This is a genomic window from Wenyingzhuangia sp. IMCC45574, from assembly GCF_054182685.1.
Genome location: NZ_CM135169.1, coordinates 2,087,124 through 2,100,672, shown reverse-complemented (window position 1 = coordinate 2,100,672; position 13,549 = coordinate 2,087,124). Strand labels below are relative to the sequence as shown.

13 protein-coding genes are annotated in these 13,549 nt (G+C 33.7%); 4 read left to right on the top strand and 9 right to left on the bottom strand.

Annotated elements, in window-relative coordinates:
* Positions 1-27: 27 nt before the first annotated feature.
* From dnaN to ACXHHC_RS08975, 4 genes are all read right to left on the bottom strand, one after another.
* Positions 28-1,143 (bottom strand): DNA polymerase III subunit beta, encoded by a 1,116-nt coding sequence (gene dnaN, locus ACXHHC_RS08990; protein WP_458226033.1) that lies wholly within the window; start codon positions 1,141-1,143, stop codon positions 28-30.
* A gap of 105 nt (positions 1,144-1,248) precedes the next feature.
* Entirely contained in the window at positions 1,249-2,883 is a 1,635-nt protein-coding gene (gene gldG / locus ACXHHC_RS08985) for a gliding motility-associated ABC transporter substrate-binding protein GldG (protein WP_458226032.1), read from the bottom strand.
* Positions 2,873-3,592, bottom strand: a complete 720-nt coding sequence (locus tag ACXHHC_RS08980; RefSeq protein WP_458226031.1) for an ABC transporter permease subunit — start codon at positions 3,590-3,592, stop codon at positions 2,873-2,875. The genes gldG and ACXHHC_RS08980 overlap by 11 nt, the downstream gene beginning before the upstream one ends.
* Entirely contained in the window at positions 3,592-4,431 is an 840-nt protein-coding gene (locus ACXHHC_RS08975) for an SAM hydrolase/SAM-dependent halogenase family protein (RefSeq protein ID WP_458226030.1), read from the bottom strand. Before ACXHHC_RS08975 ends, ACXHHC_RS08980 begins: the two co-directional genes overlap by 1 nt.
* A gap of 108 nt (positions 4,432-4,539) precedes the next feature.
* Here ACXHHC_RS08975 and ACXHHC_RS08970 point away from each other — a divergent pair, with 108 nt between their 5' ends.
* From ACXHHC_RS08970 to ACXHHC_RS08960, 3 genes are all read left to right on the top strand, one after another.
* The gene (locus ACXHHC_RS08970) at positions 4,540-5,490 is read left to right on the top strand and encodes a PhoH family protein (RefSeq protein ID WP_458226029.1); all 951 of its coding nucleotides are present in this window, start codon (positions 4,540-4,542) and stop codon (positions 5,488-5,490) included.
* Between the two features lie 111 nt (positions 5,491-5,601).
* A complete protein-coding gene (locus tag ACXHHC_RS08965; protein WP_458226028.1) occupies positions 5,602-6,549 on the top strand; it encodes a phosphoribosylaminoimidazolesuccinocarboxamide synthase in 948 nt (315 codons plus the stop codon).
* Positions 6,550-6,815: 266 nt separating this feature from the next.
* Positions 6,816-7,649 carry a 3'(2'),5'-bisphosphate nucleotidase CysQ family protein gene (locus ACXHHC_RS08960; RefSeq protein ID WP_458226027.1) on the top strand — a complete coding sequence of 278 codons (834 nt, stop codon included), beginning with the start codon at positions 6,816-6,818 and terminating at the stop codon, positions 7,647-7,649.
* A 93-nt stretch (positions 7,650-7,742) separates the two neighbouring features.
* On the opposite strand, the gene ACXHHC_RS08955 is transcribed toward ACXHHC_RS08960, so the two are convergent.
* Together ACXHHC_RS08955 and ACXHHC_RS08950 are read right to left on the bottom strand one after the other, a co-directional pair.
* Positions 7,743-8,297: a YbhB/YbcL family Raf kinase inhibitor-like protein gene (locus ACXHHC_RS08955; protein ID WP_458226026.1), complete on the bottom strand. Its 555-nt coding sequence runs from the start codon at positions 8,295-8,297 to the stop codon at positions 7,743-7,745.
* An 85-nt stretch (positions 8,298-8,382) separates the two neighbouring features.
* Positions 8,383-9,216, bottom strand: coding sequence for a helix-turn-helix domain-containing protein (locus ACXHHC_RS08950; protein WP_458226025.1), 834 nt, complete (start codon positions 9,214-9,216; stop codon positions 8,383-8,385).
* 91 nt (positions 9,217-9,307) lie between these two features.
* Between ACXHHC_RS08950 and ACXHHC_RS08945 the strand changes: the two genes are divergently transcribed.
* Positions 9,308-9,760 carry a DUF3157 family protein gene (locus ACXHHC_RS08945; protein WP_458226024.1) on the top strand — a complete coding sequence of 151 codons (453 nt, stop codon included), beginning with the start codon at positions 9,308-9,310 and terminating at the stop codon, positions 9,758-9,760.
* A gap of 4 nt (positions 9,761-9,764) precedes the next feature.
* On the opposite strand, the gene ACXHHC_RS08940 is transcribed toward ACXHHC_RS08945, so the two are convergent.
* The 3 genes from ACXHHC_RS08940 to ACXHHC_RS08930 all read right to left on the bottom strand — a co-directional run bounded on the left by ACXHHC_RS08940 (position 9,765) and on the right by ACXHHC_RS08930 (position 13,444).
* The gene (locus tag ACXHHC_RS08940) at positions 9,765-10,226 is read right to left on the bottom strand and encodes a GNAT family N-acetyltransferase (protein ID WP_458226023.1); all 462 of its coding nucleotides are present in this window, start codon (positions 10,224-10,226) and stop codon (positions 9,765-9,767) included.
* A 1-nt stretch (position 10,227) separates the two neighbouring features.
* Positions 10,228-10,767 carry a hypothetical protein gene (locus ACXHHC_RS08935; protein WP_458226022.1) on the bottom strand — a complete coding sequence of 180 codons (540 nt, stop codon included), beginning with the start codon at positions 10,765-10,767 and terminating at the stop codon, positions 10,228-10,230.
* 97 nt (positions 10,768-10,864) lie between these two features.
* Positions 10,865-13,444 (bottom strand): T9SS type A sorting domain-containing protein, encoded by a 2,580-nt coding sequence (locus ACXHHC_RS08930; RefSeq protein WP_458226021.1) that lies wholly within the window; start codon positions 13,442-13,444, stop codon positions 10,865-10,867.
* Positions 13,445-13,549 lie beyond the last annotated feature (105 nt).

Here is a 13,549-nt window from a genome sequence, read left to right as displayed (position 1 = left end):
GCTTTTAAAAATATAGTTAGTTCTAGTTTAGTTACTCAACATAACAGGCATTACCAACATGGTAATTAATTCGCCCTCTTCTGTACCGTCTGCAGGTGTTAAAATTCCCGCTCTGTTTGGTAAAGACATTTCTAATTGAACATTTTCAGAAGCTAAGTTGTTTAGCATTTCTGTTAAAAAACGTGAGTTGAATCCAATTTCCATATCGTCTCCATTATAGTCACAAGACAAACGTTCGTTTGCTTTGTTAGAGAAATCAATATCTTCTGCAGAAATATTTAATTCAGTCCCAGCCATTTTTAAACGAATCTGGTGTGTTGTTTTGCTAGAGAAAATAGATACACGCTTTGTAGAACTTAAGAAGGAGTTTCTAGAAATAGACAAAACGTTAGGATTCTCTTTTGGTATTACTGCATTGTAGTTTGGGTATTTTCCGTCAATCAATCTACAGATTAAAGAAACATTGTCAAATGTAAACTTAGCATTAGACTCGTTGTAAGAAATACTTACTTCCGCATCCGATGATGCTAAAATCCCCTTTAAAATATTTAAAGGTTTTTTAGGCATAATAAATTCAGCAGCAGTGTCTGCTTTTACATCTGTTCTTGTGTACTTTACTAATTTGTGTGCATCTGTTGCTACAAAAGTTAAATCTTCAGTTCCAAATTGGAAGAATACACCACTCATTACAGGTCTTAACTCATCGTTACCTGCAGCAAAAATAGTTTTAGAAATTGCATTTGCTAATACATTTGCAGGAACCAATGTAGTACTAGGGTTTTCTAATTCTACTGCTTTCGGGAATTCGCTTCCATCAAAGAAAGGCATTCCGTAGCTTCCTTGCTCAGAAGTCATCTCTACTTCGTTCTCCTCAATCTTAAATGTTAAAGGCTGATTGGGAAGTGTTTTTAAAGTATCTAATAAAATTCTTGAAGGAACGGCAATAGATCCTTCGTTTTCAGACTGTACTTCTATCGTAGTAGACATTGTAGTCTCTAAGTCTGAGGCAGAGATTTTTAACTCGTTCTCACTTAGTTCGAAAAGGAAGTTGTCTAAAATAGGTAAGGTGTTGCTAGAGCTAATAACACCGCTTAAAACTTGCAATTGCTTTAACAACTGTGAGCTAGATACTATAAATTTCATAGGATGATCTAATATATTTTTACGAATAAGCTAATATAGAATGAAATGAATTTGTTTCAAAGAAATCTTTTGAACATAATTGGCCAAACTGTTAATAACCTTGGCTTAATATTTGGATTTTCTTAGGTATAAATTTGCAAAACCAAAAGCAGTTAAAATAAGCAATGGAACAAAAATATTAATCAATTGCCATTTAGTTTTTTCCTTGTATGCTTTAGGTTTGTTTATGCTGTCTATGGTTATTTTTTTTGCTCTTAACTGAATTAATCCTGTGTCGTTTAATAAGTAGTTTACCGTGTTGGTTAAGAACTCTTTGTTGGCATAAAAGGTATTGGTCCACTTGTCTAACCCTAACTCTAAAGGTTGCCCTTTGTTAATTTGATTAGAACTGATATCTCCATCTGTGATTACCACCATTTTATTGTTCTTTCCTTGGTCTATAAATTTATTTTTAAAGGGCTTTATTCTGTTTGCGTAAGCCGAAGAAAAATCTCCTTCTAATAAAACACCTAAAATTTTAGAGGGTTGATTGTAGGAGTCCATATTGTTACTCTCTGTAATACTAGATAGGCTAATATAGTTAGGAACCGATGTGGTTTTGGTTAAGTTAGAACTTTCTAGTAAAGGTGTTTTTTTTATGTTTTTGTTTAATGTATCTATGCTATTGGCAAACTCCAGTTTTACTTGTCCAATGTTTTTGGTAATAACATGTTTTTCGTTGCTTTTAACAACTGGGTAGTAATCCCATAAAAATTCGTCAAACTGGGTATTGTTTCCTACTTTACCTGTGGCTAATGGAATTTTAGCTGCGTATAGATCTCTAACCAAGTGTTTGTTAATTCTAACTCCGTAATTAAATAAGTAGTCTGTTAAATTTAGATCTCGTTGATAAGCTAATAACTTTCCGTATTGCATTAAGCTATCTTTAGGAGTGTGTACCAAGTCTAACAACCAAATAGATTTTCCTCCATTTACGGTAAACTGATCTAATGCAAATTTTTCTTGTTCGGTAAAAGCTTCCGTTGGTTTGCTAATAATTGCTAAGTCGTACTGTTGTAACTGTTCTAGTGTTTTTTGAGGGTTTTTAGCTACAGAATCTAAGGTAAATGGAGCTAAAAAATAATTTTCGCCCAAACTCTTTAGCAAGTCGTATTGGTAAATGTCTTGCAATTCTCCGTTTCCTCTTAATACCGCAATTTTTTGTTTTTTTTCAGCACTTACTTTTTGTATTCCATTGGCAAAAGCAAACTCTAAATTTTGCACCGAGTTTTCAATCTGTGTAGCTTCGTCTTCAAAAAAGGAACTCTTTAATAAATTTACTTTTTTAGATTTTTTATTGGCTCTCACAATAGCCCATGGAAAAATAATGCTTTCGGATATTTTACCATCTTCTTGTACGGTCAATCTGCTTGGTGTTAGGCCTTGTTTTATCAGTTTGTCTTCTTTTCCTTTAGGGTCAATAAAAAGGTAGTTGATATTAGTGTTAGAGGCATTTAACTCTTTTAAAAAATAATCGGTTTCTCTACTTAAACGTTCAAAGTCAAAAGGCATATTTCCAGTTAAGTATACTTGTATGTACACCTGGGTGTCTAAGGAGTTTAGTAACTCTTTAGTAGGCTTGGATAAAGAGTATTTTTGATCTTTGGTAAAGTCCCAACGAAAGTGAATTTGATTTGCGAAAAAGATATTCAGAACCACAAATAAAATTAGATATAGATACGCTTTCTTTTTAATCATCATTTAATTTTAGTTGAGTACATCCTATAAAAAGAAATGTGAGTGATACAAAATATGCAATATCGGTATAAGAAATAACCCCACGAGTCATGCTTTCAAAATGTTCTGGAATTCCTAAAGTATTCCAACCAAACGTGGACGTTTCTGATATGTTTTCTAAAGCGGGAAAACCAAAATAGAAAACCACATTAATTACACAAGCAATTATAAAAGAGGTAATGTTGTTTTTGGTGACTAAAGAACTAAAAATCCCTATAGATATGTAGGTAGATGCTAATAAAATTAAACCTATATAAGAAGTAAAAGTACTTCCTAAATCGATATTTCCTTTAGGGTCTCCTAACTGATAAGTGCTGTAAACAAAAACTAATGTTGGAGCAATTGCAAGCAATATAATACATACATAGGCTAAAAACTTACCCAATACTATTTGGTAAGTTTTAACAGGTAAGGTCTTTAAAGTTTCGATGGTTCCATGCTGATATTCGTCTGCAAAGCTTTTCATGGTGATTGCCGGAATTAAAAAGGCAAAAATCCACGAGCTATTGGTGAAAAATGCATTGATGTTGGCAAAACCAGTTACAATTACATTGCTATATCCTTTAAAAAACCAAAGTAGCAAAGCGTTAATTACCAAAAAAGAAGCGATAATTAAATAGCCTACAGTATTGCTAAAAAATGATTGTATTTCTTTATTAAAAATAGCTTTCATTAGTGCGTGTTCGATTGTTTAAATTCTATGGTTATGGGTTCTCTGTAATTTAATCCTAATAGGGTAGAAGCAGCTCCTACGGTTTTAGGATTACTTTTATAAATAGCAATTTCTAAAAAATTACTGGAGTTGAACAACATTAATCTTGTTCCTGGTCCAAATTTTATAGAGTCTGGGGAATTAAAATCTATAATATCGCTGTATTTGTTTGCAATTTTAGAAGTAGTATACCTTCCTGCAGAAATTGTAAAAGGTCTACCTTTACCAAACTCCTGAAACAACTCTTTGGAAATATTAGAAACAGCATTTCCGTAATTGTCTATATATATAATAGATCCTACAATTTTAGAACCTTCCAATTTAGGCTGTAATTCTACATTGGCTTTAATCTCTGTTAGTGGTTTTCCAATAACATCTAAAGTTCCACCACGCGCAATATGACAAGCAACATGTACAAAAACATCGAGTACAGAAAAGCTAGTTTCTATATGTTCGTGAATGTTAATTTCTACTATTTTATTGGGTTTAACCTCAGAAGCTATCAAAGACATAATTCCATTATCGGGACATACAAAATACTGTCCATCTAAAGCCAATGCAATATGTTTGTTAATAGGGGTTAACTCTGTATCTACTCCAACAATATGAATGGTTCCCTCGGGAAAACTCTTGTAAGCATTTTTAAGAATATAGGCAGTTTCTGTAATGTTAAAAGGAGAAATCTCGTGAGATATATCTACCACAGTAGTGGTAGGCAACAAAGAATAAATAGCTCCCTTTACCGCAGATACAAAATGATCCTTTGTTCCAAAATCGGTTGTAAGGGTTATTAATGCCATAGAAATTACTGTTGTTGCTAAATTTTGGATAATAATAGGGCAAATTTAAAGAAATGTAAATGATAATTATGTACTTTGTAGCTTCAATTTATAAAACCAAAATAGAGCTTGAACGAACGGTTAATTACTTTAGAAGACGTAAATCCAATTGATTTTTTTGGAACGAACAATGCAAATATAGATTTGATAAAATCGTATTATCCAAAGCTAAAATTAGTAGTAAGGGGCAATGTAATAAAGGCTTATGGAGAAGCTGTTTTGTTAGATGAATTTGAAAAGAGGATTCAGATGTTGGAAAGCTTTTTGATAAAATACAATAAGCTAGATTATACCAGTATTGAACAATTGTTGTTGTCTTCTCAGAGTGAAATTCAAAAGACCAAAAAATACGATGACGTATTGGTACACGGAGTAGGAGGTAATTTGGTAAAAGCTCAAACCTTAAATCAGCAGAGTATGGTAAAGGCTGTTGATGAAAATGATATGTTGTTTGCTGTTGGACCAGCCGGAACCGGTAAAACTTACACTGCTGTTGCTTTGGCAGTAAGAGCTCTAAAGGAAAAAGAAGTAAAAAGAATTATTCTAACACGTCCTGCTGTAGAATCTGGAGAGAACTTAGGTTTTTTACCCGGAGACATGAAAGAAAAGTTAGATCCATACATGCAACCTTTGTACGATGCTTTACGTGATATGATTCCGGCCGAACGATTGGCATCTTATATGGAAAAAGGAGTGATTCAAATAGCCCCTTTGGCTTTTATGCGTGGTAGAACCTTAGATAATGCTTTTGTTATTTTAGACGAAGCCCAAAACACGACGCATCAGCAAATGAAAATGTTTTTAACCCGTATGGGGAAAAGAGCAAAGTTTATCATTACGGGGGACCCAGGACAAATTGATTTGCCAAGAAAGCAAGTTTCAGGTTTAAAAGAAGCGTTGTTAGCCTTAAAAGATGTAAAAGGAATAGCCCAAGTTTTCTTAGATGGTAGAGATGTTATTCGTCACCGTTTGGTAAAAGAAATTATAACAGCTTATAAGAGTATAGAGACGGATATATAGATGTAGGAATCATGATCCAAGAGTCAGGTATTTATATTTTATAAAGTCTTAATTCTTGAATCTAGATACTTGATTCTAAAAATGTATTTTTGCAACACTTAATTTAAGAGTATGAGTAACACAATCAACGATACCAATTTTAACTTTCCAAACCAAACAGCGGTTTACAAAGGAAAAGTTCGCGAAGTATATACTGTAGAAGAAAAATTAGTAATGATTGCATCGGATAGGCTTTCTGCTTTTGATGTAATTATGCCGAAACAAATTCCATACAAAGGACAGATTTTAAATCAGATTGCGGCTAAAATGTTAGAAGCAACCAAAGATATTTGTCCAAACTGGGTATTGGGGACACCAGATCCTAATGTTACGGTTGGTTATGCGTGTGAACCTTTTAAAGTAGAAATGGTAGTACGTGGATATTGTACAGGTCATGCGTGGAGAACTTATAGAAGTGGTGAAAGAACTTTATGTGGAGTTACCATGCCTGAAGGGATGAAAGAGAATGATAAATTTCCAACTCCAATTATTACACCAACGACTAAAGCAGACTTGGGAGATCATGATGAAGATATTTCTCGTGAAGCTATTTTGGCAAACGGAGTAGTGTCTGAAGAAGATTACACGCAGTTAGAGGCTTACACATTGGCTTTGTTTCAAAAAGGAACTGAATTAGCAGCAGAAAGAGGATTGATTTTAGTAGATACGAAGTATGAATTCGGAAAAACTGCAGATGGAAAGATTGTGGTGATTGATGAAATTCATACACCAGACTCTTCTCGTTATTTCTATGCAGAAGGGTATCAAGAAAGACAAGATAATGGTGAGGCTCAAAAGCAATTATCTAAAGAGTTTGTGCGTCAATGGTTGATAGAAAATGACTTTCAAGGAAAAGAAGGACAGCAAATTCCTGAGTTAACAGACGAAAAAATAGAAGAAATTTCTAATAGATACATTGAGTTGTACGAGCAAATTACTGGAGAATCTTTTGTGAAAGCAGATATTTCTGATGTGTTAGAGCGTATAGAAAAGAATGTAACTGCTTTTTTAGCGGAATAACATAATAAGAATAAAGAAAACGAAATGCTTCAGAGATATAACTCTGAAGCATTTTTTTTGTATCAATTTTTTATCAAGTTTATTTAGTTCTCGACTCCGCTCGAACACCTAAAAAAAATATAGGCCATCGAGCGGAGTCGAGATGTTGGATCAAATAAGATTAGTGAAATATATTTTCGAGATGGTATTAAATTACCATTATAATCTTAGAAAATATTTTTCTAGTCTATAAGATTATCGAACTTAGCTTTCTTAAAACTAAAAGCATGGAACTTCAATTGTTAGACTTACAAGAGCTAAAAGAAATAGCTAAAAAAGCAGCTTTAACAGCGGGTAAGTATATTATGAGTAAGCTTAACGAGGATTATGAAGTGGGGAGCAAAGGAACCAATAGCATTGCTTCGGATATTGTAACAGAAGTAGATATTAATGCTCAAAAAATAGTTGCAGTAGCGTTGCAATCAAGTATAGAAAAGTACGATTTAGGTTGGCTGGGAGAAGAAACACCTGATGATGGAAGTCGCTTGGTAAAAGATTACTTTTTTACGGTAGATCCTATTGATGGAACCTTGCCTTTTACCAAAAAAACGAATGGTTTTTCTGTTTCTATAGGGTTGGTTTCTAAGGCGGGTAAGTGTGTGTTAGGGGTTGCTTACGATCCTTATAATGACAATCTTTACGATGCTATAAAAGGAGAAAAGGCTTATAAAAATGGAGAGGAGTTTGTAATAACGTATAACGAAAATAAACCGTTAACATTTTATAGCGATTTAAGTTTTCTATCCTCTGGAGCTTATCCTTTTTTAATTCAGTCTTTAGAGAAAATATCTAAGGAGAAATATAATGGAGTGTTAGAGGTGGTTTCACATCAAGGAGCAGTCATAAATGCCATGAGTGTTATAGAAAATGCTCCTGCGGTCTATATAAAGCCACATAGAGATAAGCAAGGAGGTGGTTCTGCTTGGGATTTTGCAGCAAGTTCTTGTATTGCCGAAGCTGTTGGTATTGTGGTAACAGATTATTTTGGAAATGAAATCAATCTAAACAAAGAGGAGAATACCTATATGAACAACGAAGGGATTCGTTATGAAATTTGGTAATAGCATAAAAAAAGAGGTTTGAATTAAGCAAACCTCTTTTTAAATTATTGAAGTAACGAATGCACGTTTCAACAAATCAACTTTTAAGAAATATTATTTCTTGTCTCTTTTATAATAAGCTACAATAGTAGCTTTAGCTAGTGTGTGGTTTCCTAAATAGTAACCTACTACAGCAGCATTGGTATCTGCATTTAAACCTAAGTTTTCTGTGTCTAACGCGTGTACTGTAATAATGTATTGGTGTAGGCCATGTCCTTCTGGTGGGCAAGGACCACCATAACCCTTAGATCCATAATCTGTGGTGCTTTGAATTGCTCCTTCTGGTGCTAAGCCAGATTTAGGGTTACCAGCATCGGGAACCAATTGGTTTACATCTGCTGGAATGTTAAACACCAACCAGTGCCACCATCCACTTCCTGTAGGGGCATCTGGGTCGTATACAGTAACTGCAAAACTTTTTGTCCCTTCTGGTGCGTTTTCCCAAGAAAGCTCAGGTGATATGTTTTTACCTACACATCCAAAACCGTTGAATTCTTCGGTAATTGTTGCTTGTCCTCCTAGCGTTTTACTACTAAGTGTAAATGTTTTTTGCGCGAATAAAGCATTGCTAATTAAAAAGGCAAATGCAATTGTAAAAAGTTGTTTCATAATATGCTGTTTTTATGTATCACAAATTTAAGCTTATCTAGATTAAAAATTTGTTGGCAAAAGGTCAAAAACTATTGCTAAAAGTTCAAGTTACTTGATGCTGTTTGGGGGTTGTACCATACTTTTTTTTAAAAGCTTGTATAAAATTAGATAAAGATTCGTAACCTGCAAGATGATATATTTCCGAGGGAGCTTTTGTTTTTAGAAGCACGCTGGCATGTTCTAATCGTTGTTCTTTAAACCATTTACTAGGTGAGCTATTGTAGTGTTTGTGAAATGTTCTTTTAAACGTAGAAAGGCTCATGTTAGATAAAAAAGCCAATTCTGATAGACTTAGTTTTTCGTATTTATTGGCTTCAACAACTTTTGTTAACTGTTTTTCTATAGAGGTGTTGTTGTTAAAAAAAGGAGATAGAAATTCGGTTCCATATGTCTCTATAAGATAGTGCATTAATTCATGAAATTTGTTGCCTAATATTTTTCCTTTAACCAATGGTGTTAAGTTGTAAATATGTTCTAAACTAGTTACAAAATTTTTAAGAAAAGGGTCGTAGGAAAATTGCTGAATAGGACTAAGAGTGTTTGTTTTGTTTGGCTTTATATTGTTTTGACTAATAAAGTTTTCAATTGCAGCAGTACTAACAAAAAGTAAAAGACTCTTGTAAGAGGTGTTTTGGTGGGTTAATCTTTCGGTCATTAAACAATGCCCTTTTCTCATAAATAGAAATTTCTTATTATCAATAGCAATAGGTTCGTTCTGAGCAAAAACTTGTTTGTAGCCATCTGTTAAAAAACTAAAGGTATTCATTTGTAAAGACACCTTGTGTTTGTTGTTTTCTTTGTGAGTTTGGTATCTATACATTTGAAAATCCTGATGACTTTCCAAACCTAAATATTCTGGCAGCTGATAAATTTCCATAAGTGAAAGTTATAGAATAAAATCAAAAGAAGATACATGAGAATTGTATGTTTTTAATTGTATTTTTGGGTGGATTTAGAATTCTTACAAAATGAAAAAATATATCTTTTTATTATTCTTGTTGGCTTTTACTGTAAGCTTTTCTCAAAATAACCATATTGTTAAAACCGACGATGGACGTAGAGTGTTGTTAAAAGCAGACTATACTTGGGAGTATATTGATGCAGTTGTACCAGAGAAAAAAGAGGAACTAAAGCAAGATCTTGGAGCTGCCGTTGCAAAAGGAGGATGCGATTTGGCAAGTGATTACAAAGAACCGAAGTTAAATAATAAGATACAGACGCAATTAAAAAGGAGTAAATCTTCTATGAAGTATATTAAGAAGAGAGTTGCAAAAGATTTTCATTGCAATGTAAGCGATGTTATCCTCTTAGAAATTTCTGAGTTAAAAGAGCGTGGAGTTTATTATTTCTGTGTGAATGGAAAAAAAGTAAAATACAAGCGTATTGGTGGAGCTGTTTTAAAGGCTAAAAAATTCTTTTAAATAGCTATTGTTCCATATCGTAGTTGATGATTTCAACTCCGTTTAGTCTATTTTTATTTTCAGTCTTTATAGTAAACCCTTTGGTTTTAAAAAAAGGAACAGCGGTTATACTGGCTTTGGTATGTAGCTTTTGAAAGCCGCTTAGGAGTGCTTCTTTTTTTATATTGTTATAGAGTAAGCTAGCCACTCCTTTTCTAAGGAAATCTTTATGAACGTATAATAAATCAAAATAGTTTCCTTGTTCTAACGATGCAAAGCCTATAATTTTATGCTGCGTTTCTGCAACTATAAAGTATTGTGAAGTAAGTTTAGAACTCCATTTTTCGATCTTTTTTACCGAGGCCGTCCATACTTTAATTTGTTGTGTATTGTAATCCTTATTACAAGTATGATTTATGCTCTCAACAAAAAGTTGTTGAATCTCTTTTAAGTCTTGTAGGTTGGCTTTTCTTAAGGATATTTTCATGTTAGTAGATCTTGTATCTATATCCAAAATTAAAAAGAACTCCATTGGCAGATATACTCTTAGTGGTTCCTCCAGTTCCAATTCCTCCAATCTCTAAAAACCAATAATTTTTGTAGTTTGTTTTATATTCTAGGCCAAATACTCCATAACCACCAAAAAAATTAGCATCCGAAGACGGATTATTGGTAGGGAAAATAAAAGTTAAACCTCCCTCACCATACACTTTTGTGGCATCAAATAACTCGCCTCCAAAGCCAACAACACCAAGAGACAGTTTGGAGTATGGAGCATCTATCTTTTTGTCTTTTATGTCTAAGCTGATAATTTTTTTCCACAACACATCTCCTCTTAGCCTAAGAGCAATGTTCTTACGATCAAGCATAGGACTTGTTACATTAAATCCCAGACCTGTATCTTCGTGACTTTGTGTGATTTGTGCTCCAATTAAAAATTTATTATCGTCTTTGTTTATTTGAGCTTTAATAGAGCTAGTTATAGCGATGAATAGAATAGTGGTGAATAAAGTAATTTTTTTAGTCATAGTGTTTTGATTTTTTTTATTCAAAATTAACCAATTATTATGCCTAAAGTGAACAGCCAGTATTTTTTGTTAAAATACTGGCTGTTATTATGTAAGGTTATTTCTTAATTACTTTTAGTACTTTAGAATTTTCGTTGAAAATTTTCACAAAATAAACTCCAGGACTTTGATTCTCTAGGTTGATAAGAATGGTTCCGTTATTAATTTTGTAGGTGTTAGATTTAATTAATAACGATTGTGTATTGTAGATTTTAACAGGGATGTTTCCGTTACTTATAGAGGTTTGTATGTAGAAAATTCCCGTTGTAGGATTGGGAGTAGCTATTATATTTTCATTAAAGTCAATAGTTTTAATAATAGAACCTTCGCACGCTTCGTGAGATTTAACTTCTACAATGTCTCCGTTATGTACTTTAGTTTGGATGTTTTTAGAAGAGGTGTTTAGAGTTTCATTACCATTTATATAAACGGAAAAAGGCGGAGTTCCTTTTTCTATTTCTAAGTTTAATAATGTCGCGGATAGTGATGAGGTAGCTATAATATTTTCACTGCTGTTAATTACAATCTCATAACATTGACGATCGGTCTCTCCTTGATTAGAAATACAAAGAGGGTAAGTACCTGGAGAAAGGTTGGTAAAAGTAGTTTCTTTTGTAAAACTTCTACTGGTGTTGTTGAATTCAACCTTGTAGTTACCAGAGATGTCTGCTGTAATAAAAGCAGTTCCATTGTTTTCGTCTGGGCATGTTTCTGATGTTGAATTGATGGTGAATTGTGTGTCAAAAATTGTCCAAGTATCATCGTTTCCAGTGTCCTCAATCGCATTTACTCCTGCTGTCCATCTTGTTCCTCCTCTTTCATAAGCACCAATATCTGGAGAAGCTCCTTTGTAAATTTTAGAAAACCCAGAGATGATTGGAGCGGTATCTATTAGACTGCTTCCTGCTTTGGGCATAAAATTTTGTTCCGATGCATTTTCAAATGGTGAATCAGAAAAAATAGGACTGTTTTTTATGTCAAAATCTGTATTAGTTTTTGTAAACCAAGAACCTGTGTTGGCGTAGTTGTTGTATATTTTATTATTCAATTGTGGTCCATTGATGTCCCATGAATCCATAGCTCCCCACGCATTCCAAATGGTGTTGTGATAAAAATTCAAATCAACATTATTCCAGTTTACTTGATAACCTGTCCAAGAGATATTCCAGACTACATTGTGGTGTACTGAGTATCCTTTACTATCATTGTCTAAGTATATACCAGCAGCTTTTGCTGGGGAACTAGGGTTGTGAGAATAAGAAGGAGCGGTAGCGTCATGAAACCAGTTGTGGTGAATTTCGTTATTCTTAGGGTTGTCGTTTCCTACGGTATAAAAAACACCAGAGTCACTATTAATTATTTGAGAATGAGAAACATCGTTATAAGCTACTTCACAGTTTGTTCCAGCTACGTACATACCATCTCTTCCTGTGTTGAAAATAGTGTTTTTAAGTACTTTCATTCTATCACCACTGGTTCTTATAGGTGAAGCATGAATACCAACATAGTCCGTATTGCTAATAGTGTTTTCTTCTACGATACAGTCATCTGCTGCCCATCCAGATATTACAATACCACTTACAGAACTATGATTGATGGTACATCCTTTTATTAAGGTAAAGTCACCTAAGACTTCTATAGATGCTTCTCCAACTTGAGCTCCTGTATTGGTAAGTGAGTCGTGCCCTTCACTACCGTGTGTTACAGTACAGTTTATAATTTGGTTGTAGTCGGCTCGGTTGTGAATTTTAATAGCTCCACCAAAAAATTCAATTCCTTCTAATTTTATATAGTCTCCGTTTAATTCAGCAGCATATTTTCGTGTAGCATATTCTACAGAGTTGTCTTCTGGCTTATTTCCATTTTCTGTTTGTAAATAAAGAGTGTTAGAAGATGACTCATAGTACCACTCTCTAGCGTAATCTAATGCTTCTAATTTGTTAAATAGGTAAAGTTGCCCACGTTGGTTACCCGGATAATTTCTCCATGTTGTAGGGTTGTGAGTACTAAAAGGCCATTTGGTAATATCTACATTGGTAAAGTTTATTTGTGTAGCTGTGTTTGAGGTAATTGTTCTAGTCCAACTAGCACCAGAGTGAGCTCCTAAGTAATATACCAGACCTCCTGTCCAATCTATGTCAGGCATACTAGAAACGGTAAAGTGAGATCCATTTCCTCCCGTAACAGGTGTACAATTAACTGTCCAACGATTTTTATCTGTGTTGTTAGGCCATCTGGCTAAGTCCATATACTCATTATTATGATATACTGTTCTAAATCTACTAGCTATAGACATAGAGACATTGGCTTTGTAAATATTTCCACTATGCTGTTGCCATCCATTAACAAAAGATGTGGCTTTTACCTTTACATCTTCTCCATCAGCAGCTTTAAAAGTTAAAAAATTAGAAGCATTACCACTTTTATTAATAATAAGTTCATTTTCATATGTACCACCTCTAATAATACAAATATCACCAGCACTCATTACGGAAACTGCTTTGTTAAAAGTTTTGTAGGGTGCGTTTATGGTTCCGTTGTTATTGTCATTTCCGTTGGTTGCAACGTAGATCGTTTTGGCAAATGAAATAGAGGAAGCTAGTAAAAAGAGTAATAGAAGTTGTGTTTTGAATGTCATTTTTAGGATGTTCTAATTGAATGGATTACTAAATTATTGTAGAACCGTATAATTAGGGGCACCTATGTTCTAATTCAGTAATACATATGTTTATTATGTGTGATA

Coding starts and splice junctions, on each gene's coding strand:
- dnaN (WP_458226033.1), bottom strand. CDS start 1,143: ATGAAATTTATAGTATCTAGCTCACAGTTGTTAAAGCAATTGCAAGTT.
- ACXHHC_RS08960 (WP_458226027.1), top strand. CDS start 6,816: ATGGAACTTCAATTGTTAGACTTACAAGAGCTAAAAGAAATAGCTAAA.
- ACXHHC_RS08965 (WP_458226028.1), top strand. CDS start 5,602: ATGAGTAACACAATCAACGATACCAATTTTAACTTTCCAAACCAAACA.
- ACXHHC_RS08980 (WP_458226031.1), bottom strand. CDS start 3,592: ATGAAAGCTATTTTTAATAAAGAAATACAATCATTTTTTAGCAATACT.
- gldG (WP_458226032.1), bottom strand. CDS start 2,883: ATGATGATTAAAAAGAAAGCGTATCTATATCTAATTTTATTTGTGGTT.
- ACXHHC_RS08945 (WP_458226024.1), top strand. CDS start 9,308: ATGAAAAAATATATCTTTTTATTATTCTTGTTGGCTTTTACTGTAAGC.
- ACXHHC_RS08950 (WP_458226025.1), bottom strand. CDS start 9,216: ATGGAAATTTATCAGCTGCCAGAATATTTAGGTTTGGAAAGTCATCAG.
- ACXHHC_RS08955 (WP_458226026.1), bottom strand. CDS start 8,297: ATGAAACAACTTTTTACAATTGCATTTGCCTTTTTAATTAGCAATGCT.
- ACXHHC_RS08930 (WP_458226021.1), bottom strand. CDS start 13,444: ATGACATTCAAAACACAACTTCTATTACTCTTTTTACTAGCTTCCTCT.
- ACXHHC_RS08935 (WP_458226022.1), bottom strand. CDS start 10,767: ATGACTAAAAAAATTACTTTATTCACCACTATTCTATTCATCGCTATA.
- ACXHHC_RS08940 (WP_458226023.1), bottom strand. CDS start 10,226: ATGAAAATATCCTTAAGAAAAGCCAACCTACAAGACTTAAAAGAGATT.
- ACXHHC_RS08975 (WP_458226030.1), bottom strand. CDS start 4,431: ATGGCATTAATAACCCTTACAACCGATTTTGGAACAAAGGATCATTTT.